This is a genomic window from uncultured Roseibium sp. (genome assembly GCF_947496995.1).
Lineage (GTDB): Bacteria > Pseudomonadota > Alphaproteobacteria > Rhizobiales > Stappiaceae > Roseibium.
Map to the genome: position 1 here is coordinate 1,861,895 of NZ_CANMFD010000001.1, position 19,904 is coordinate 1,881,798.

General features: G+C 60.7%; 21 protein-coding genes. 12 read left to right on the forward strand and 9 right to left on the reverse strand.

Annotated elements, in window-relative coordinates; genetic code table 11:
* Window positions 1–96: 96 nt before the first annotated feature.
* Window positions 97–534 (reverse strand): outer membrane protein assembly factor BamE, encoded by a 438-nt coding sequence (locus tag Q1B40_RS08295; protein WP_068415324.1) that lies wholly within the window; start codon window positions 532–534, stop codon window positions 97–99.
* A 102-nt stretch (window positions 535–636) separates the two neighbouring features.
* Here Q1B40_RS08295 and Q1B40_RS08300 point away from each other — a divergent pair, with 102 nt between their 5' ends.
* The 6 genes from Q1B40_RS08300 to Q1B40_RS08325 all read left to right on the forward strand — a co-directional run bounded on the left by Q1B40_RS08300 (window position 637) and on the right by Q1B40_RS08325 (window position 5,195).
* Window positions 637–1,206: a ubiquinol-cytochrome C chaperone family protein gene (locus Q1B40_RS08300; RefSeq protein WP_299812320.1), complete on the forward strand. Its 570-nt coding sequence runs from the start codon at window positions 637–639 to the stop codon at window positions 1,204–1,206.
* Between the two features lie 63 nt (window positions 1,207–1,269).
* Entirely contained in the window at window positions 1,270–1,836 is a 567-nt protein-coding gene (locus Q1B40_RS08305; RefSeq protein ID WP_299812322.1) for a DUF177 domain-containing protein, read from the forward strand.
* Between the two features lie 245 nt (window positions 1,837–2,081).
* Entirely contained in the window at window positions 2,082–3,146 is a 1,065-nt protein-coding gene (plsX, locus tag Q1B40_RS08310; protein ID WP_299812324.1) for a phosphate acyltransferase PlsX, read from the forward strand.
* Complete coding sequence (locus tag Q1B40_RS08315; RefSeq protein WP_299812326.1) at window positions 3,143–4,120, forward strand: beta-ketoacyl-ACP synthase III; 978 nt, start codon at window positions 3,143–3,145, stop codon at window positions 4,118–4,120. Before plsX ends, Q1B40_RS08315 begins: the two co-directional genes overlap by 4 nt.
* 144 nt (window positions 4,121–4,264) lie before the next feature.
* Complete coding sequence (locus tag Q1B40_RS08320) at window positions 4,265–4,579, forward strand: integration host factor subunit alpha (RefSeq protein ID WP_023003819.1); 315 nt, start codon at window positions 4,265–4,267, stop codon at window positions 4,577–4,579.
* A 10-nt stretch (window positions 4,580–4,589) separates the two neighbouring features.
* The gene (locus tag Q1B40_RS08325) at window positions 4,590–5,195 is read left to right on the forward strand and encodes a MerR family transcriptional regulator (protein WP_299812329.1); all 606 of its coding nucleotides are present in this window, start codon (window positions 4,590–4,592) and stop codon (window positions 5,193–5,195) included.
* Window positions 5,196–5,315: 120 nt separating this feature from the next.
* Here Q1B40_RS08325 and Q1B40_RS08330 read toward each other — a convergent pair whose 3' ends face one another.
* Both Q1B40_RS08330 and Q1B40_RS08335 read right to left on the reverse strand, forming a co-directional pair.
* Complete coding sequence (locus Q1B40_RS08330; protein WP_299812331.1) at window positions 5,316–6,515, reverse strand: glycerophosphodiester phosphodiesterase family protein; 1,200 nt, start codon at window positions 6,513–6,515, stop codon at window positions 5,316–5,318.
* An 88-nt stretch (window positions 6,516–6,603) separates the two neighbouring features.
* Window positions 6,604–7,839: a cytochrome P450 gene (locus Q1B40_RS08335; protein WP_299812333.1), complete on the reverse strand. Its 1,236-nt coding sequence runs from the start codon at window positions 7,837–7,839 to the stop codon at window positions 6,604–6,606.
* Window positions 7,840–8,116: 277 nt separating this feature from the next.
* Here Q1B40_RS08335 and Q1B40_RS08340 point away from each other — a divergent pair, with 277 nt between their 5' ends.
* Together Q1B40_RS08340 and Q1B40_RS08345 are read left to right on the forward strand one after the other, a co-directional pair.
* Window positions 8,117–8,305, forward strand: coding sequence for a hypothetical protein (locus Q1B40_RS08340; RefSeq protein ID WP_299812335.1), 189 nt, complete (start codon window positions 8,117–8,119; stop codon window positions 8,303–8,305).
* Between the two features lie 182 nt (window positions 8,306–8,487).
* A complete protein-coding gene (locus tag Q1B40_RS08345; protein ID WP_299812337.1) occupies window positions 8,488–8,664 on the forward strand; it encodes a hypothetical protein in 177 nt (58 codons plus the stop codon).
* Between the two features lie 68 nt (window positions 8,665–8,732).
* Here the strand turns inward: Q1B40_RS08345 and Q1B40_RS08350 are convergent, their stop codons facing one another.
* A complete protein-coding gene (locus Q1B40_RS08350) occupies window positions 8,733–9,575 on the reverse strand; it encodes a universal stress protein (protein ID WP_299812341.1) in 843 nt (280 codons plus the stop codon).
* Between the two features lie 167 nt (window positions 9,576–9,742).
* Between Q1B40_RS08350 and Q1B40_RS08355 the strand changes: the two genes are divergently transcribed.
* The 4 genes from Q1B40_RS08355 to Q1B40_RS08370 all read left to right on the forward strand — a co-directional run bounded on the left by Q1B40_RS08355 (window position 9,743) and on the right by Q1B40_RS08370 (window position 15,091).
* Entirely contained in the window at window positions 9,743–12,502 is a 2,760-nt protein-coding gene (locus tag Q1B40_RS08355) for a cation-transporting P-type ATPase (RefSeq protein ID WP_299812343.1), read from the forward strand.
* Window positions 12,503–12,899: 397 nt separating this feature from the next.
* Window positions 12,900–13,349 carry a nucleoside diphosphate kinase regulator gene (gene rnk / locus Q1B40_RS08360; protein ID WP_299812345.1) on the forward strand — a complete coding sequence of 150 codons (450 nt, stop codon included), beginning with the start codon at window positions 12,900–12,902 and terminating at the stop codon, window positions 13,347–13,349.
* 144 nt (window positions 13,350–13,493) lie between these two features.
* Window positions 13,494–14,030 carry a nucleoside-diphosphate kinase gene (locus Q1B40_RS08365; protein WP_299812347.1) on the forward strand — a complete coding sequence of 179 codons (537 nt, stop codon included), beginning with the start codon at window positions 13,494–13,496 and terminating at the stop codon, window positions 14,028–14,030.
* 185 nt (window positions 14,031–14,215) lie between these two features.
* Window positions 14,216–15,091, forward strand: coding sequence for a DMT family transporter (locus tag Q1B40_RS08370; protein WP_299812349.1), 876 nt, complete (start codon window positions 14,216–14,218; stop codon window positions 15,089–15,091).
* Window positions 15,092–15,168: 77 nt separating this feature from the next.
* Here the strand turns inward: Q1B40_RS08370 and Q1B40_RS08375 are convergent, their stop codons facing one another.
* From Q1B40_RS08375 to Q1B40_RS08395, 5 genes are read right to left on the reverse strand one after another with little or no spacing between them, the layout of a single operon-like run.
* A complete protein-coding gene (locus Q1B40_RS08375; RefSeq protein WP_299812351.1) occupies window positions 15,169–15,894 on the reverse strand; it encodes a ribonuclease activity regulator RraA in 726 nt (241 codons plus the stop codon).
* 39 nt (window positions 15,895–15,933) lie between these two features.
* Window positions 15,934–16,839: a dihydrodipicolinate synthase family protein gene (locus Q1B40_RS08380; RefSeq protein ID WP_299812353.1), complete on the reverse strand. Its 906-nt coding sequence runs from the start codon at window positions 16,837–16,839 to the stop codon at window positions 15,934–15,936.
* Complete coding sequence (locus Q1B40_RS08385) at window positions 16,829–18,034, reverse strand: mandelate racemase/muconate lactonizing enzyme family protein (protein WP_299812356.1); 1,206 nt, start codon at window positions 18,032–18,034, stop codon at window positions 16,829–16,831. Before Q1B40_RS08385 ends, Q1B40_RS08380 begins: the two co-directional genes overlap by 11 nt.
* Window positions 18,034–19,764, reverse strand: a complete 1,731-nt coding sequence (araD, locus tag Q1B40_RS08390; protein WP_299812358.1) for an L-arabinonate dehydratase — start codon at window positions 19,762–19,764, stop codon at window positions 18,034–18,036. The genes Q1B40_RS08385 and araD overlap by 1 nt, the downstream gene beginning before the upstream one ends.
* A gap of 14 nt (window positions 19,765–19,778) precedes the next feature.
* The gene (locus Q1B40_RS08395) at window positions 19,779–19,901 is read right to left on the reverse strand and encodes a hypothetical protein (protein WP_299812360.1); all 123 of its coding nucleotides are present in this window, start codon (window positions 19,899–19,901) and stop codon (window positions 19,779–19,781) included.
* Between the last annotated feature and the right edge of the window lie 3 nt (window positions 19,902–19,904).

Consider the following 19,904-nt stretch of genomic DNA (forward strand, 5'->3'; position numbering starts at 1 on the left):
GCCTGACGCTCTGAAAGAAAAAACCCCGGCCGCTTTGGCCGGGGTTTCTCGTTGATGACCCGCGGATCATCCAAACCTGAATGAAGCGAAACGCTCTTAAAGACCGAGGCTCGGGTTTGCAGCGCCTCTGAGGATCTGCGTCAGGAAGCCGTAGTCGGCACCGCCCGTACGGGTCTTGCGGGTGACGATATCGACGATCTTGCCGTCCTGCAGCGAGTAGTTGCCGAGATCCTGCACATAGCCGTCCTTGTCGAAATAAACGGCCACAACGCGCTGTTCGACAATGTCGGGCGCCATGAAGGCGGTCGTCGCTGTCTTTTGCGAGATATAATAATAGGCATCGCCGTTGAGGCTCGACGTGGTTGACGGCGATCCGAGCACCAGCTCGACCTGCTCGCGGCTGGAGCCGACCTGAACCTGGTTCAGCATGTCGGTGGTGACCACGTGCCCATGCGTATAGGTGGACGTGAAACAGCCGCCCAGCGGCAGAGTAGCCAGAAGCGGAAGGATCAGGGCGCTTGCCTTGAAGTTCATTTAAGAAGTCCCGTTTGGCCAGATCGGTCTGGCTGCCTTTGAATTTCGTTGCTTGGCAAAATCTCTATCGTGGGATAGGGCACATGACAACAGCAGACTCGAATGAAGACTTTGGAGACCGTCATGATTTTCGGCCTGTTCCGCCGCCGCAACCGCGATGCCGAGCACAAGGTCTATTGTGAAATCGTGGCTCAAGCACGGCAACCGGTATTTTATAGCGACTTCCATGTACCCGACACAATCGACGGCCGGTTCGACCTGATCGTCGCCCATGCGGTATTGTATTTCCGGCGGATGCGCGGGGAGGGGAAGGCGGTTTCCGAGTTTACCCAGTATGTCTTCGATCTGTTTTTCCAGGACATGGATGCGTCCCTGCGCGAGATGGGCGTCAGCGACAGCCGCGTGCAGAAAAAGATCACTGTCATGGGGGAGGCCTTTTTCGGCCGCGCCAATGTCTACAACCCTGCCATAGACAACGCTGATGTCGAGGAGCTTGCCGCGGCGCTCGGCCGCAATATCTTCCCGGACAATCCCGAACCTGTCGCACAGACGCGCCTGGCACATTATATCCTTGAGTCGGCAAGCCGACTTGGCGATCAGACGGCTGCGGATCTGATGAGCGGACAGATCAAATGGGCCGATCCGGAAGCGTTCAGGGACCTGCCGGTTTGAAGTCGGCCAAAGACCCTCGGGCTGCAGACCCTCAGGCAAAAGGTACAAGAAGAAAGAAGACCCATGGCAAAGGATAAATTTCCCTATTCCTTCAAGGTGACCGCCGCCAGTGTGATCGACAAGGACCAGACCGTCCTGGTGGCGCCGGACGAAGCCGGCCTGAAGGCGATCGACAAGGCGTTCGACCTTGAAGCGGTTCATGATCTGAAGGCGGAGTTCACCCTCAAGCCTTACCGCAAGGCGGGTCTCAGGGTGGTGGGGCCGATCTCCGCCACCATTACCCAGGTCTGTGTCGTATCGCTCGAACCGTTCCAGAGTTCCCTGAAGCTCGATGTCGACCGGACCTTCGAAGCCCATTCCGGCAAACAGCGGAAGATCAGGGACCTCAACGAGGACGGGGAAATCGAGATCGATCTTGAGTCGCTGGATCCGCCCGATGTCATCGTTGATGGGGTTCTGGACCTCGGTGCGGTCATCTGCGAGGAACTGGCCCTGTCGCTCGATCCGTTTCCGCGCAAGCCGGGCGTTGCCTTCGAAGGCGGTGACGTGGAAGCCGATGACGAGGTGACGGAGAAAAAGCCTTCGCCATTCGCCGCCCTGCAGGCCCTCAAGGACGCGAAGGAAAACTGATACTTTGCTCTCGTCCGACATGTGACGGCCCTGGCACCGGTTTGCTGCGGCAGGCCTGTGCTCCGGCCACTGTTTTTCCGCCGGTTTTCGGTCTCTCCACCCGTCAGGATGCGGAAAACGGTTGTCACTCCGTCCAAAACCGTTATGTTCGCGCCGGATCAGGGCCCCTGCCGAACCGGTGGGACATTGCGGGCGTACCGTCCAGGTGACGTCCTTTGTAGAAAAACGTTAAAAAGACCTTCTAAATGGCGAAAACGATTCCGATTTCATTGGATGCCATGGGCGGCGATAACGGGGCCGAAGTTGTCATACCCGGTGCGGAAATCGCGCTTGTCCGCCATCCCGATATCCGCTTCCTTCTCTACGGCAACGAACAGGTTATCCGTCCGCTTCTGGAGAAATATCCCCGGGTGCGCGACGCTTCGACCGTCCATCACTGCGAAGTCGCCATTGCGATGGATACCAAACCGAGCCAGGCCCTGCGTCAGGGGCGGTGGCGCTCCAGCATGTGGCGGTCTATCGAAGCTGTGAAGACCGGAGAGGCGTCCGTCGCCGTTTCCGCCGGCAACACCGGCGCTCTCATGGCCATGTCCAAGTTCTGCCTGCGCACCATGGCCAATATCGAGCGGCCCGCCATTGCCGCCATCTGGCCGACGCTGCGCGGGGAATCGGTCGTGCTGGACGTCGGCGCGACCATCGGCGCCGATGCACAGCAGCTTATCGATTTCGCCATTCTGGGCGGCGCCATGGCCCGCGCTCTGTTTGGTATCCAGCGTCCCACGGTGGGTCTTCTCAATATCGGCGTTGAGGAAGTGAAAGGTCTGGAGGAGGTGCGCACGGCAGGCCGCCTGCTGCGCGAGACGCCTTTGCGGTCTCTGAACTACGCCGGTTTTGTCGAAGGCGACGATCTTGGCAAGGGCACGGTCGACGTCGTCGTGACCGAGGGCTTTGCCGGCAATATCGCCCTGAAAACGGCGGAAGGCACCGCCAAGCAGATCGGCGGTTACCTGCGATCGGCCATGAACCGCACTTTCATGTCCAAGATCGGTTATCTTTTTGCAAAGGGTGCGTTTGATCTGCTGCGCGAGAAAATGGACCCGCGCAAAGTCAATGGCGGTGTGTTTCTGGGGTTGAACGGCATCGTGATCAAGAGCCATGGCGGGACGGATGCGGAGGGCTATGCCTCCGCGATCGATCTGGCCTATGACATGGTGAAAAACGAATTGACCCACAAGATCGCCCAGGATCTTGTGCATTACCATCGCGGCCGCTTCGCAGAAGCCGCGCCGACATCGGAAGGTGATTTGTGAGCGTTATCCGTTCAACCGTAACCGGCTGCGGAAGCTTCCTGCCGGAAAAAATCCTGACGAATGATGATCTGTCCAAGATAGTCGACACGTCCGACGAGTGGATCGTTCAGCGTACCGGCATCCGGCAGCGCCATGTCGCGGCCGAAGGCGAGCTGACCTCGGATCTGGCTCTAGCGGCCGCCAGGCGAGCACTCGAGGCCGCCGGTCGCGATGCCCAGGATATCGACACCATCATCCTGGCGACGGCGACCCCGGACAATACCTTTCCGGCAACAGCAGTCACCGTGCAGGCCGGTCTCGGCATCCATCACGGCGCCGCCTTCGATATCCATGCCGTCTGTTCGGGTTTCGTCTACGCGCTGACCACCGCCGATGCCTACATTCGCACGGGACTTGCCAAACGCTGCCTCGTCATCGGCGCGGAAACCTTCTCCCGTATCCTCGACTGGGAGGACCGGACCACCTGTGTGCTGTTCGGCGACGGAGCAGGGGCTGTTGTCGTGGAAGCATCTGAAGGGACCGGCGGCAATGAAGACCGGGGCATCCTGACATCGCATCTGCGCTCGGATGGCCGACACAAGGATAAACTCTATGTGGACGGGGGGCCGTCGTCGACGCAGACGGTCGGTCACCTGCGCATGGAAGGCCGCGAGGTCTACAAGCACGCGGTCGGAATGATCACCGACGTGATCGAGGACGCCTACAAGGCGACAGGTCTGACCTCCGAGGACCTGACCTGGTTCATACCGCATCAGGCCAACAAGCGGATCATCGACGCCAGCGCCAAGAAGCTCGGCATCGCGCCGGAGAAGGTCGTTACCACCGTACAGTTGCATGGCAACACCTCTGCAGCTTCCATTCCGCTGGCTCTCGATACGGCTGTCAGGGACGGGCGCGTCAAGAAGAACGATCTCCTGATGCTCGAGGCAATGGGCGGCGGATTTACCTGGGGATCGGTTCTCCTGCGCTGGTAACCCTCCCTGCGGCCTAATTGCGATAAATCTTAACTTGACGCGGAGTTCTGGTTGACCGGCCCGCCGTGAGGCCGTACCGTATCGCATTGCGTCGGAGTTCTCTTGCAAAATCAGCCAGATCACTGGCGTCGTTGAGGAGGGGTTATGGGCAACCGGACTATTACCCGTGCGGATCTGTGTGAGGCCGTTTATCAAAAAGTGGGTCTGTCACGAACTGAATCATCCGAATTGGTCGAACGTGTACTTTCTGAAATTTCGGACTGTCTTGTCACGGGAGAATCGGTAAAATTGTCAAGCTTCGGTTCATTTGTGGTTCGTTCCAAGGGGGAACGTATCGGCCGCAATCCGAAGACAGGCGAGGAAGTCCCGATTTCACCGCGCCGTGTGATGGTGTTCAAGCCATCCAATGTTTTGAAGCAGCGGATCAATGATGCGCTCACAGGACAGGCCAGCAAATAAACAAGACCGGATGAGTTCACTGGATAAAAGCCCGGACGCCTTTAGAACCATCAGCGAGGTCGCTGACGACCTTGACCTGCCGCAACACGTGTTGCGGTTCTGGGAAACGCGGTTCTCTCATATCAAGCCGCTGAAACGCGGCGGAGGGCGACGCTATTACCGTCCGGACGATGTCGAGCTCTTGAAGGGAATTCGGCATCTGCTCTATGGAGAAGGCTACACCATCAAGGGTGTGCAGCGTATCCTGAAGGAGCAAGGCCCGAGATTTGTCATGCAGATATGGCGGGAAGATGCTTCCCCGTTGCAGACAGCCGCACCGGCGGCGCCGGAGCCCGCAGACCATACAAACGGCGAGCAGACGCGCGCGGCATCGCACTCCACCGCAAACGGACACCAGGACAAGCTGCCCAGCGGCGTTCTGGCTGAAACGGCTCCCGACGCGGGCAGCCATTCCTCCTCCGGAGGTCTCAACATTCTCGGCAGGCTTCGCGGCGACAAGGCAGCGGCAAGCGTATCGGCGGCCCAGCCCGCAGTCGCCAAGGAAGATATCCGCCGGCTACAGTCCACCTTGTTCGAGCTTCTGGAATGCAAGCGCACACTCGATCAGGCGCGCTGACAGCCTGATAAAGCATTCCATCTTCTCCTCACTCGACAACCTGTTTCAAATTGCCTGAATTCACTCGGGCGATGTCCTGAACGTGACATCCTCCGCTGTCACGATCATTGATCCCCGGCGTTACTCCAGGCCCATGCAGGACGCGTAGAAGCTGGTTGTCGCCGGCCAGTCCGAAAAGACCCCCTTCACACCGACATCCTGCGCCAGGACATCGAGCACTTCCATCATGCGTCCGTCGCCATCAATGGCCGGGCTGACGCTCTGGTAATACCAGCCGCCCCCGGAATTCAGGGGACCGGAACGCTCCAGGGTCCAGGTGATGATGTCCAGACCCGCATCTTTGGCAGCAATGGCATAGGCGGACGGCACGATCCTGCCGTCTTCCAGCGCAAGCAGGACAAAGAGCGGCGGCGCGATGAAATTCACCCCCATCTCCTTCAGCTCGGACATCGACGGCGAGAAAGTGGCCGGATCCGTGGGATCGAGCCCGCGTCGTGCGTCGAGAAAGACCGCCTGCCGGCCGAACTCAGGTTCGTTGCGGATCCAGTAGAGTACATCGTCAAGATCGAACGACTGCGGGTAGACATCTTCCGGCGGAATGCCGGCATCCTTGTAGTCGTCGATCATCTTTTGCGCATAGGCTTCGCGGGTGAAGCCGTCAAAGGGCATGTCGACAACCGGGGTCTTCAGCTCCGGCGTGAACTTGACACCAAGATCCTTGAAAAGCCGGATGGACTCCTTGTGAGTAAGCAGGGTTCCGGTGCCGGCGTAAAGTTCGGTCCGCCAGGGAACATTTGCCTTCAGGTAGTCTTCCACGGTGAGCGCGGCCTTGTCGGCTGCGTCCATCTTGCCGCGCAGAGACTTGAATTCCGCCAGTGTCAGGTCGGAAGTCCGGCATTCGGCCGTCGCCGGAGTGTCGCCCTGCGCAGGCGTGAAGGGCTCCGTACAGGTCGCCGCCAGATCCGTTGCCAAGATGTCGGTGGTCGTCTGCAGATCGTTCTGCGAATGGCGGCAGACCAGTTCCTTGTCCTTCGTGAAGGTGACGTCGCATTCCAGAATGCCGGCGCCCATGAGGCCCGCGGCGCGGTAGCCTTCCTCCGTGTGCTCGGGAAACTGCAGGGGCGCGCCGCGATGGCTGACGGAAAACAGGGTCCGTTCCGCCGGTTGGCCGATGCAGGCGGCAAGCTTGTCCTTCAACGGGCTCTCCGCCATCTGCCCGACCAGATAGGCCGGGCGGGGACCAAGTTCGATTTCGCCGGAATGGGCGGGGGAGGCAAGGGTCAGTCCGATCAGTGAAACAACGGCAAGGGCGGAAAGCATCTTTTGTCCGGTAATTTGCGAGGGCGGGAATGGCGAAACTCGAAGTGTATCGGAATATAGCGGACCGGCGGCGGGGAACAAGAAGGGGTCAGGCCGCCGTCCAGCCGATCCGCAGCGTCTCGGGACCGCGAACGGACAGTCCGCGCTTGTACCTGACGGTGTCTTCCGCCAGTTCAATGCTCCGGAACCTCTTGATCAAAGTTGAAAAGATGATGTCCATGTCCAACCGGGCAAGGTGATTGCCGAGGCAGAAATGCGCGCCGCGTCCGAAGGCGATGTGCCAGTTGGGCGCACGGCCCACGTCGAACCTGTCCGCATCCGGAAACTGCTCCGGATCACGGTTGGCGGATCCGTAAAGAACCCCGAATTTGGTGCCGCGCGGAAAGGTCCGCCCGCCGATCTCGACCTCTTGTGTTGAGTAACGGTGGAAGAAGGGCAGGGGAGATTCATAGCGGAACATCTCCTGCACAGCCGTTTTCATCAGGCCCGGATCGGCGCGCAGGCGCTGCATCTCGTCCGGGAATTTCAACAGCGCATGCATTCCGCTGCCCAGCACATCAATTGTCGAGCCATGCCCCGCCATAAGGATCAGCATGGCGGTGGAGATGAACTCGTCGTGGTTCAGATGGCCTTGCCGTTCGGCCTCGATCATCAGGCTTATCAGATCGTCTGCCGGGTTGGCTTCCCGTTCGGCCTTGAGCTTCAGGAGGTAATCATAGAACTCGGTGGTATTGCGCTCGGCGAGCTCCTTGCGCTCATCCGACCGGTCGATATCGAAGAACTGCACGATGTGCTCAGACCAGATGCGCAACTGCGGGCAGTCGTCGTCGGGCACGCCCAGAACGCGGCCGATGATATGGCCGGGCACATGGGCGGCAAGATCGCCGATGAAGTCGATCCCGTCGCGGTCGCCCAGACTGTCGAACAGCGTATCGACATAAGCCTGAATGTCGTCCCTCAGCTTGCCCACCATCACCGGCGTGAACAGCTTGAACACCTGCTTGCGCAGCCGGTCGTGCACCGCGCCGTCGCTGTCAAGCAGGGAAAACTGCACGAAGCGGGAATGATGCGGCATGTCATGCCAGTTTTGAGCCCGTTTCTGCGCGGCGATTTCCTCTGGCTCGGCGACATGGTCGAGGGAACGCACCATCTGGTCATCAAGCACAATTCGGGAAACATCGGAAAATCGCGACGCCAGCCAGATGTCGAACTCCTCGAAGTAGGTCAGGCCCTCCGCGGCGCGCAGGGCCGAATAATACCGGTAGGGGTCCTGTGCGAATTCGGCTGACAGGGGCGCAAAGCAAAGGTCTGTGGACGGCGGCATGCAGGACTCTTGGGGCGAACAGCGATCGGGTAGAATTGTGATTCTTGGCAGGGTCGAGGATTTGGCTGGCCGAGTGCAAGCGAAAAGCTCGGGTTGTGATCGGGTTTTTGCTGTTCTTCATGCTTTTCCCCGTGCCTGCGGACAACGCCTGGGGATTGCGAGGAAAGGACAGAATTGACGATAACCGTGTGGGATCGAGGTTCTTAACAGTTCGTTAACGCGCGGCGGTCATGCCCCGCTCCAGTCCGGTGTAATAATTCAGGTGCGTGAGGCCGTTATGCGTGTTCCCAGGGCTTTCAGGGAAGAATATCAGACCTTCTTGCAGGAAACAGGGTTCGACAATCCGAACCCGCAGGCCTTGCTGATGGAACTCGCATCGCTCAGCATGGATGTCTACCTGAAGGAAATCGCCTGGCTGTCGGATTTCATCGGCAGGATCGAACGGGCGAAACGCGAGGCAGCCTGAAAACGGAGCGTCCCGAACAGGGGGACACCCTGTCCGCATACCAACGCCGTTCCTCTTACGGATAATTTGAGTCTGAAAAGCACTGCGATCACGGCCGCAGGGCGTTGATGCCTGTCAATGTGCTACGGTGCTTTTCGTGGTTTCTGAACCACCTGAATTCGCCCGTGCCGTGGAGACGAGAAATGGTGCCGACACCCGAAGAAACAGGTAAAGAGCCGAAAAGCGGCAGCACGCCGGAGCAGAAAAGGGAGCATCTCGAAGATCTGCTCGACGAGGCCCTGGACGAAACTTTCCCGGCCAGCGATCCACCGGCCATGCTGGAACCGGCTTCGAAACCGAAAACGGACCGCACTGGTTAGGGGACGGACCGCTGCCATGCCCCGCCGGCGAGCCGCGCGAGAGGGCGTCAACGCTGGGTTTTGTAAGGTTATCGCGACAGCAGCAGGGGAATACCGCTGTTTTCAAGCATTTCCGACGTGGTCCCTCCCAGGATGTTCTGACGTAGCCTCGAATGTCCGTACGCCCCCATGACAATCATGTCGCTCTTGATCTCGCCGGCCGTTTCAAGCAGGGCCTGGGAGACTGGTCTGCCTTCGGTAGAAACGATGCGAACGTTGGGCTTCAGTCCATGGCGGGACAGGATCAGGGCCATATCGCTACCCGGGTCCTGACCGTGCTCCTCGTCGCCGACGACCGGATCGATGACAAGGAGATCGATCTGAGCCGCCTTTTTCAGAAACGGCAAGGCATCTGTCACCGCGCGGGCGGCTTCCCGCTGAGCGTTCCAGGCAATCGCGATCCGCTGGCCGAAGACTTCCGATTCCGGAGCCTTTGGGATGTAGAGGACCGGTCTGCCGGAATCGAACAGGGCACCATCGATCGCGTTTTTCTCCACGCTCTCAAGCTCCTGCTCGGCGGAGCGCAGGACGACCGCCAGATCGCAGTAGATCGCATGGCGCGCCACGAGATTGTCCTCCCGCTCCGGGGAAGACAGATAGGGACGAAGATCGTAGGAAAGACCTTCCCGTGCGAGCAATTGGTCCATCCGCAGGTTGACTTCGGCAAGGTCTGCCTTGCGCTGGTCGCACTCTTCGGACCAGATCTCCACATAGCCGTGCCCGCCGTACCCGTAAAAGGGAAGATGCGGCACTTCACCGATGTTGAGGACGGTCAGATGGGCATCATGCGCGCGCGCCACGGCGGTGGCCAGGCCGAGACTCTCCAGGGCCGTCTTGAATTCCATGATCGCGAGGATTGTTCTGATGGACATTGCTTGTTTCTTTGAAAGGGGAGGAAGGCGCACCGAACGCCTGTCAGGAAAGCGATTATCGACGATAGGATGTATCGGCGGCAAGCCGGTATCAGATACCCCTGTCTGCCGACAAGAATAGGGAATGGCCCGGCCGAAACAAACTGGAAAATGTGACCCGAGGAACCATGGAAACGACCGGAACCGCAAAAACTGCCTTTGCTCTCGAGGCCGGGGAGATTGCCGAGAAATTCGACACCCGGCCGGAGCAGGGGCTGTCGGAGGCTGAAGCCGTTCGCCGCCGTGGTGTTCATGGTCCCAACCGGCTCCGCGAGCACAAGACTCGCAGCACGCTTCTCATCCTGGTCCATCAGTTCACCGGCATCATCGTGTGGATGCTTGCGGCTGCGGCGGTCTTGTCCTTCGTTCTGGGGGATGTCGCGGACTCCGTCGCAATCATGATCGTTCTGCTGCTGAATGGCGCCATCGGGTTTTTCACCGAACTGCGTGCCGCGCGGTCGATGGAAGCTCTCATGCGCATAACCGAAGTCCACACGCGCGTGCGCCGGGACGGGCGGGTGCGGGAAGTAAACGCTCACGAACTGGTTCCGGGCGATATTGTGGTCTTGGAAGCCGGTGACGTGGTCACCGCCGATCTGCGGCTCGTGAACGTCTCGAACCTTTTTTGCGATGAATCCCTGCTCACCGGCGAATCCGCGCCCATTGCGAAACAGACCGCCGGCATCGCTCTCGATGCTGGCGTCGCGGACCGGACGAACATGGCCTTCACCGGAACGGCAGTCACCCAGGGGCTGGGGGAGGGGATTGTCGTCGCCACCGGGATGGAAACGCAACTCGGGCATATCAGCGCGCTTGCCGAGGAAGCGGACTCCGACGCCTCGCCCCTGGAGCAACGTCTCGACAAACTGGGTCAGAAGCTTGTCTGGCTGACCCTCGGTCTGGCGGCGCTGACCAGTCTTGCTGGCATCTTGTGGGGGAACTCCGTTGCCGAGATGATCAAGACCGGAGTGGCGCTGGCCGTGGCGGCAATCCCGGAGGGGCTTCCGGTCGTCGCCACGCTCTGTCTGGCACGCGGCATGTGGCGGATGGCGGCGCGCAATGCGATCGTTACTCAACTGTCCTCGGTGGAAACCCTCGGAGCGACCACCCTGATTCTGACCGACAAGACCGGCACTCTGACGGAGAACCGGATGTCGGTGGTCAGCTATCTCCTCGACGGCGCCGACGTCGAGGTCGCGCGCGACGGGGAAGATGTTGCCTTCCGTATGTCGGACAGCGGCGACCCTGCGAGATCGGAGAGCCTGAACTGGGCGCTGAAAATTGGTGTTCTTTGCAACACGGCCGAGCCGGACCTGCGAGACGGCAGCGCCCGCATCGGCGACCCCATGGAAATCGCGTTGCTTGCGGCTGCCGCCAAGGCTGACCTGACCCGAACTTCCCTTGAAGCGGATTTCCGGGAGGTCAGGCAGCATGCTTTCGACCCGCTTCGCAAGATGATGGCGACCGTCTTTTCCCGCGATGATGACATCCTCTACACAGTGAAGGGCGCCCCCGAATACGTGCTCGACGTGTCGCGGTCGGTTCTTGCGGACGGCGGCTCGCGGGAGATGAGCGAGCAGGACCTGGCCGAATGGCGCGCGCGTAGCACCCTTGCGGCGAGCAGGGGGCTGCGGGTTCTGGCCCTGGCCATGAAGACGGCGGCAACGGAAACCGAAGACCCCTATGAGGGACTGACGCTGGTCGCGCTGGTCTGCTTTCTCGACCCTCTGCGCGAGGACATTCCCGCAGCCATCAAGGCAAGCCAGAACGCAGGCGTGCGCGTCGTCATGATGACCGGCGATCACGCTGACACGGCGGCGAAGATCGCTCAGGAGGCAGGCATCGGCACGGAGCCGCTCAAGGTGCTGACCGGGCGTGATCTTGCCGCTATCGACCCGTCATCCGCCGATGAAGAGACGCGTGAGAACGTGCTTCGGACGGATGTATTCGCGCGGGTGGCGCCCGATACCAAACTCAAGCTGGTCTCGCTTTTTCAGGACCAGGGCCACGTGGTGGCCATGACGGGCGACGGCGTCAATGACGCGCCGGCTCTGAAAAAGGCAGATATCGGCATTGCCATGGGGTTGCGCGGCACGCAGGTGGCGCGCGAAGCGTCCGACATCATTCTGAAGGACGATGCTTTCGCGACGATCATCATGGCCATGCGCCAGGGGCGGACGATCTTCGCAAATATCCGCAATTTCGTGGTCTACCTGATGTCCTGCAATGTCAGCGAAATCCTGATTGTCGGGATTGCCGTCGGGGTCGGTCTGCCGGTTCCGCTTCTACCCCTGCAAATCCTGTTTCTGAATCTCGTCACGGATGTCTTCCCCGCCTTCGCGCTGGGGCTTGGACGGGGAGACGCCGAAACCATGTCGGAACCTCCGCGCGATCCGAACGAGCCGATCATAGACAGGAAAAGATGGTTCCTGATCGGGCTGCTTGGCGGGGCGATCACCATAGCCACTCTTTCGGCCTTCATGCTGGCGCTTTTTTATCTCGACATGGGAGCCGAAACCGCAGTGGTTGTTGCTTTTCTGACCCTTGCCCTGGGGCAGCTCTGGAACGTTTTCAACGTCCGGCGGCCTTCCCTGGCTGTTGTGCGCAATGAAATCAGCCGCAACCCGTATATCTGGGCCGCCCTGGCGCTCTGCCTCGGGCTCCTGGGGCTCGCGATGGGACATCCCACCCTTGCCGATGTTCTGGGTCTTCACTGGCCAGGCGCGGAGGGGATGCTTCTCGCTGTCTCGATGAGCTTTGTGCCGCTTGTCATCGGTCAGGTTTTCTTGGTGCTGTCCTGTCTGGGGCAATCCCCTGACCGGAATCGCAATCACCTGAACGCGGCCACCCGACCTGAAAGATCCACGAAGGGTAGGGGGCCTGAATAAGGCGCCCCGGAGTTTTTGTGATACGCCCAGGTTCTACCTTCTGCCGCCGTTGGAAAGCGGCAGAAGGTCCCGATGACGTCCAGGCTCTCAGGGCGATCGCAACACCATGACGGGGTCGTGTCACGGTTCTTCCACCGGTCTGTCCACGTCACTTGACTTCCGCATCGCCTGACGCCAATCTCGTTGCATGTCGTTCAAACCGCTCCTTTTGATTTGCAATCGGTTGTGCCCCATCCCGGGCATTTAACCCCCGGTTTGGTCGCGTCGCGCCAGCCGCGGGGCTCAGGCGGTTGACCTGATTGACGGTCAACAAAAACACAAGCGACACCATCCAGAAAATCAAGACCACAAGGACGCCGCAGGTGCATTTGCAGCCACCTTGGCAAGGAGGCCCGGAATGGCTCCCGGACAAAAGAGACAGCGCAAGCCCGGCATAACAGTGACCCGATCAGATCACGAGCGGCTGTGGCTGCTGGCCGAGGCCCATGCTTCGCGCGACGAAGATCTCGCCGAAGTGCTCCTGGGAGAACTCGAACGTGCGCGCGTTGTCGAAGACGCCCGCATTTCCGCCAACGTCGTGCGCATGGGATCCACCCTTCGCTTCACCAGCGACCTTGGCGAGGACCGGCGCGTGACGCTCGTCTTCCCGGGTGAAGCGGATATCGCCGAGGGAAAGGTGTCCATCCTGACACCCATAGGCGTTGCGCTCATCGGCTTGTCTGAGGGGCAGTCCATCGATTGGGAAGACCGTGGCGGCCGGATCCACCGTCTGACCGTGCAATCTGTCGGCGTGCCGGACGATGCTCCGGCACTTGCCGAGCCCGCTGGGCTTGGGTCCTCACAATGACAATCCCACGATCACGGCCCCGCCTGGCGCTGTTGGGAGGCTGTCTCATCGCAGGAGGCTAGCCCCTGTGCCCATGGGCCAGGGGACACTCCGGAAACCGATCCAATTTGTCCGCCTTCTCGACGGAGGCGATGGAGACCTGCGATGTCAAAAGAGACCTGTATCCTCACCACCAAGGACTTCACCATTCTCGAAGCCATGCGAAACCGTTGCATCAACCGGCATGAGCCGCTTGCGGAGATCCTGGCGCGAAAACTGGGCAGTGCCCAGGTCATGTTCCGCGAGGATCTGCCTGTAAATGTCGCCAGCGTGAACAGCCGTGTGACCTTTTCAGTCAACAGGGGTAGTTCCGATACCCGTGTTCTTTCCCTGGAACGGATGGCGGCGCCCGTTGGCATGTTCCTGCCGATCACCACACTGCGCGGCCTTGCCCTGCTCGGGCTTGAGCAAGGCCAGGAGTTCGTCCTGACGAACGGCCAGGGCCTGACCGAGACGGTCATGCTGGCGACGGTGGACTATCAGCCGGAGGCGGTGCGGCGTGAAAAATCGGGCGAAGCCGCACCCCGTCCGCGCCAGCAAAGGCCTTTGCTGCGGCTGGTCCGGGGCGGCGCCGATGACAAGCCTTCAGGCATGCAGCAGGCGCTGGATTGCTGCGACGATCCCGGACCGTCCGCTGCCTGACACTTCGAAACCCGTCCGCCGGAGCCACCTGTTTGCAAATGAACGCAGGAGGCTCCGGCACTCTGAAATCGATCAGTTTTTCCGCCTTCAATCGATTTGAATTGAAGGTCTGTTGATCTGGGGCCGCTGGCGTTCCATACCCCATGCCCAAACGAGGATACGAACCATTGAAGACGAACGGCGTATTGCCTACTCAAGTTCTGACACGGCCGGAATTCGGTCTGGGATTGATGTGGATGGCGTTCAGCATGGTGTCCTTCATCGGGATGTCGGTCGGTTCACGCGAACTGGCGGCCACGCTGTCCATCAACCAGGTGCTGTTTTTCCGCGCGCTGGTCGGCTTTTTCGTGATCCTGGCCGTGGGCAGATCCCTGCTGCCGGAAGTGCGGCAGATGACCATGATGCGGCTGCATGTGCTGCGCAACGTCGTCCATTTCACTGCCCAGTATTTCTGGACCATCGGCGTGGTCATGCTGCCCCTGGCTTCCGTTTTCGCGCTGGAATTCACGATGCCGATCTGGGTGGCGTTCTTCGCCTGGATGTTCCTGAAGGAACGCCTGACCAGACCGCGCATCCTTGCCACCATCGGCGGGTTCATCGGGGTGCTGGTAATCGTGCGCCCGGGTGTCGGCATGGTCGATCCCGCCGCCGGCCTCGTTCTGATCGCGGCGGCCGGCTACGGTCTTTCGCTGATCTTCGTGAAACGTCTGACAGGCTTTTGCTCGCCCGGGGTGATCGTGGTGTGGATGATCCTCATCCAGCTGCCGCTGGGCTTTGTCGCGGCCCTGACCGCCTGGAACGAGGTGCATCTCACGGACGTGCCATGGATGCTCGTCGCCGGTATCGGGGCTCTCAGTGCCCATTTCTGTCAGGCGCAGGCGCTGAAGAGGCTGGAGGCCTCCGTGGTCATGCCGATAGACTTCCTGCGCGTGCCGCTCGCCGCGGTTGTCGGATACTACGCCTATGGAGAGGCCATAGACCTCTGGGTCTTCCTTGGTGGCGGCATCATCCTGTTCTCGAACTATCGCGCCGTGATGGCGGAACGTCGTGCTGCCCGGTGAGGCTGGAACGGCGTAAATCTGCCGTCGGAGACTTGTGGGGAATTGCTAGCCAGACTGGAAGGGGGTGCTTCCCCCTCTCATCTGCCGTTTTGCGCGCGCCAGTCGTTGAACTTGAGGAGATTTTCTTCCCTTGTTGCCGGGTAGAGGCCGATGATCGTTTCTCCGGCGAGGACTTGCTCCATGGCGAAGTCCTCGTAAGCCGTCATTTCGGTCGCTTCATCGGCAACTTCGTCGGCCAGATGCGCCGGAATGATAATGACACTGTCATCGTCGCCCACGACGATGTCGCCGGGGAAGACGGGCGCATCGCCGCAACCGATCGGGACATTGATGTCGATGGCCTCGTTGATTGTCAGATTGGTCGGACTTGAAGGACGCGAGTGATAGGCCGGCATTTCCAGTTCACCGATATTCATCGCATCCCGGAAACCGCCATCGGTCACGATACCCGCGCCACCGCGAACCATCAGCCGGGTGATGAGAATGTCGCCGGCGCTTGCCGCATCCGCATTGCGGCGGCTGTCCATGACCAGAACATGTCCTGCCGGACAAGTTTCGATTGCGTGTCGCTGCGGGTGTTTGGGGTTGCGGAACTCGGTGAGCTGGTTGCGGTCTTCGCGGGCCGGCATGTAGCGCAAAGTAAAGGCCGGGCCGACCATGTTACGGCCCTTGGCCTTGACGGGCCGAACGTCCTGGATCACCTGGTGACGCAGTCCGCGTTTGTAAAGCGCTGTTGCGAGTGTTGCGACCGAGACATGGCGGAGTTTTTCGAGCGTGGCGGGGTTCGGGGGCGTGTCGGTCATCGATCTCTCTCAGGGTTTGGCGGCAAATCCGCCACGGTTTCAGGCGTTGATCAGATTGTGGGTTCGCATGAAGGCGGTCAGGCGGGTTATCTGATCCGGGTTCAAGGGCCAGGCGGCAGGCGGGCGGGCATGACCGCAATCCTCTCCCATCAAAGCAAGAGCTGCCTTGACGCCGGGAACGTTGGCACCGCCTTGCTCTTCGGCACGGATGTCTTCAAAGACCTGCATTTCGGCGATGAGCTGCCTGGCAACGGCGTAATCACCCGCTTCCAGAGCGGTGTTGATCGCCACCGAGCGCTCGGGCCAGACGTTGATCAGTCCGGAGGTGAACCCTCTGGCTCCGACGGCATAGAAGACCGGAGCCCAAACCTCTGCCAGCCCGCCTGTCCAGATGATGTGGTCCGGCGCAGCCTCTATCGCCGCCTTCAGCTTCATCGGGTTGGGCGTTGCCCATTTGACGCCGATGACATTGGGTAACCTGCAGATGTCTGCGATGGCGCCGGTGCCGATAGCGTCATTGCGCAGATACAAGATGAGAGGCAGTCCGTCACCAGCCTCCTGAACCGCGCGGATATAGTCACCGATGCCGCGCGGAGCGACGAACGGGTCGGGCGGCTGATGGATCATCAGAGCGTCGGCACCGGCGGCGGCGGATGCCTCTGCCAGACGGCAGGCGTCGCGAATTCCCCGGCCGACACCGGCCACCAGCGGCACGCGCTTGGCGATATGGCCGGCAGCGGCCTGCACCATCGCGATGGCTTCATCCGTGGTCAGCCCGTAGAATTCGCCTGTGTTGCCGTTGGCGGTCAGCACATGCACGCCTGCAGCGACTGCACGATCGACCACCGAAGCTTGCAGGGCGGGGGCGATTTCGCCATCGGCTCCGAATGGCGTGACAAGGATGCCGGAGACGCCGGTAAGGGCGCGGCTCAGATCATGCGTCATGGAAGTCTCCGAATGTTTGTGAGGCCACGGTCAGGTCATGCGCCCGGCCGGACAAGCTGAGACCCAGGCCGGGACGATCCGAGACATGCATGCGTCCGTCACGGATCTCGTTATGTTCGTTGAAGAGGGGGTCGTAGAACTCGAAGTGCTCGACCCAGGGCTCCGTCGGGAAGGCCGCGGCAAGATGGAGGTGCAACTCCATGACCATATGCGGCGCGAGCTGGACCTGGCTGGCTTCTGCCATCGCCATGACCTTCAGGAAGGGCGTGATCCCGCCGATGCGCGGCGCATCCGCCTGACTTATGTCGCATCCGCCAAGACCTATAAGGTGAAAATGTTCCTGCGGGGAGGTCAGCATCTCTCCCGTCGCAACCGGTGTTGCCAGAGCGCGTGCCAGGTTTGCGTGGCCTTCGAAATCCCAGGCGTCGAGCGGCTCCTCTATGAAGGCGAGCCCGAATTCGTCCACGATCCGTCCGAATTGCAATGCGTAGGCGCGGTCCCATTGCTGGTTGGCGTCGATCATCAGGGCAATTCCGTCGGGCAGGTGGGTCCGCAGAGCATCGATGCGTTTCAGGTCTTCCTGCCCATCGGGTTGACCCACCTTCATCTTGATGCCGCCGATGCCCTGATGCACCGAGCGCTCCGCCGCCGTTTTCATCTCGGCGACCGAGGCTTGAAGATACTGGCCCGAGGAATTGTAGATCCTGCAGGAATCGCGATGTGCGCCGAAGAGCTTGGCGAGCGGCAGGTCGGCGCGGCGCGCCTTCATGTCCCAAAGCGCGACATCGAAGGCGCAGATCGCCTGATAAGCGGCACCCCCGCGTCCCAGTGAAATGGATTGCCAGGCCAGCCGTTCCCAGAGGCGCCCGATGTCGTTCGGGTCCTGCCCCTGGAGGATGGGGGCCAGCTCGCAACCGATACCGTAAAGAGCCGAACCGCCCGCCCGCAGCGTGTAGCTGAAGCCAAGGCCGCGGTGCCCGGCCTCGCTGACAATCTCGACAAACAGAAGTTCGTGCGCAGCCAAGGGTGTTTGCCGGCCGGTCAGCACTTTTGCGTCCGAGATGGGTTTATCCAGCGGCAAGGTCACATGCAGGACCCGGCTGCCGGTGATCGCATCCTGAGAGGCCGGACCCCTTGGCAGCCCTGCCATGGGCGGACGTGCCGGAATGCGACGAAGGGAGAGATCGAGGCTCATCAGTAGATTTCCGGCTCCGGTACGGGCTTGCCGAAGTCGGTGCGCAGGAAATCGAAGTCGCAGCCCTTGTCGGCCTGCTCGATGTGCCTGGAGAACATGTGCCCGTAGCCACGTTCATAGCGTGGTTCCGGTTGGGTCCAGTTTTCCCGGCGCCTGGCAAGCTCCTCGTCGGATATGTCGACACGCAGAACCCGGTTGGGGACATCCAGCTCGATGATATCGCCGGTCTCGATCAGTGCCAGCGGCCCACCAATGAAGGATTCAGGGGCGACATGCAGCACGCACGCGCCGAAAGACGTGCCGGACATGCGCGCATCGCTGAGACGCACCATGTCCCGGTGTCCATCCTTGAGAAGCGCCTGCGGCATCGGGATCATTCCCCATTCCGGCATTCCCGGACCGCCCTGGGGGCCGGCGTTACGCAGGACCAGCACATGATCGGGCGTCATCGGGTAATCGGGATCGGCAACGATCTTTTTCAGCTCGGGGTAGCTGTCGGCGACGATCGCCGGGCCGGAATGCTTGTGAAATTTCGGATCGCAGGCCGCGGGTTTTATGACGGCCCCGTCGGGCGCAAGGTTGCCACGCAGAACCGCGAGAGAGCCCTCGTGATAGACCGGGTTGGAGAGCGGACGGATCACGTCCTCGTTGTAGTTCACCGCAGAGGCAATGTTCTCGCCAACGGACTTGCCGTTCACCGTCAGGACCGAGAGGTCCAGCTTGTCGCCAAGTTCCTTCATCAGGGCCGGAAGCCCGCCGGCGTAAAAGAAATCTTCCATCAGATATTCGCTGCCCGACGGGCGGATATTTGCTAGCACCGGCACTTGGTGACCAATCCGGTCCAGATCGTCCAGACCCCAGTCAATCCCGGCCCGTTTGGCCATTGCGACCAGATGAATGATGGCGTTGGTCGAGCAGCCGGTGGCCATGGCCACGACCGTGGCATTCGCGGTCGCTGCGGGGGTGACGATCTTGTCGGGCGTCAGGTCTTCCCACACCATGTCGACTATACGGCGGCCGCAGGCTGCCGCCATGCGCTTGTGTCCCGCATCCGGTGCGGGGATCGACGAGGCGCCCGGCAAGGTCAGCCCGAAGCCTTCGGCAATCGACATCATGGTGCTGGCGGTGCCCATGGTCATGCATGTGCCGTAGCTGCGGGCGATGCCGCCCTGGACACCATCCCATTCTTCCTTGCCGATGTTGCCCGCGCGCCGCTCGTCCCAGTATTTCCAGACATCCGTGCCGGAGCCGAGTTTCTGTCCGGCATAATTTCCCCGGAGCATCGCGCCGGCAGGCATGAAAATGAAGGGAATGCCCATCGACAATGCGCCCATGATCAGGGCGGGAGTGGACTTGTCGCACCCGCCCATGAGAACGACACCGTCGATCGGGTGCGAACGGATTGTTTCCTCGACTTCCATCGCCCCCATGTTGCGATAGAGCATGGACGTGGGTTTCAGGAACTGCTCGGAAAAGGAATGCACCGGCAATTCGACCGGCATGCCACCGGCCTGGTACACGCCTTTTTTCACGAACTTCGCCCGGTCGCGCAGATGGTGGTGACAGGGGGACAGGTCCGACCATGTGTTGATGATCGCGATGACCGGTTTGCCTTCCCAGTCTTCACCGTCGAGTCCCATTTGCATGGCGCGTGATCGGTGACCCATGGAGCGCAGGTCATCGGGCGCAAACCAGCGGGCGGATCTGAGGTCTTCGGGGCGTTTCTTCATGCGTCGGATCTCAATCAGGAAATGGGTTGGGCAAGGGTAAACATCAACAATATGATCACTCCGGCCAGCACCAAACCCAAAACCCAGGGCCAGATGCCATAGCCGTTGATGTCGTCATCGGAATCGCGACCGATCATGGC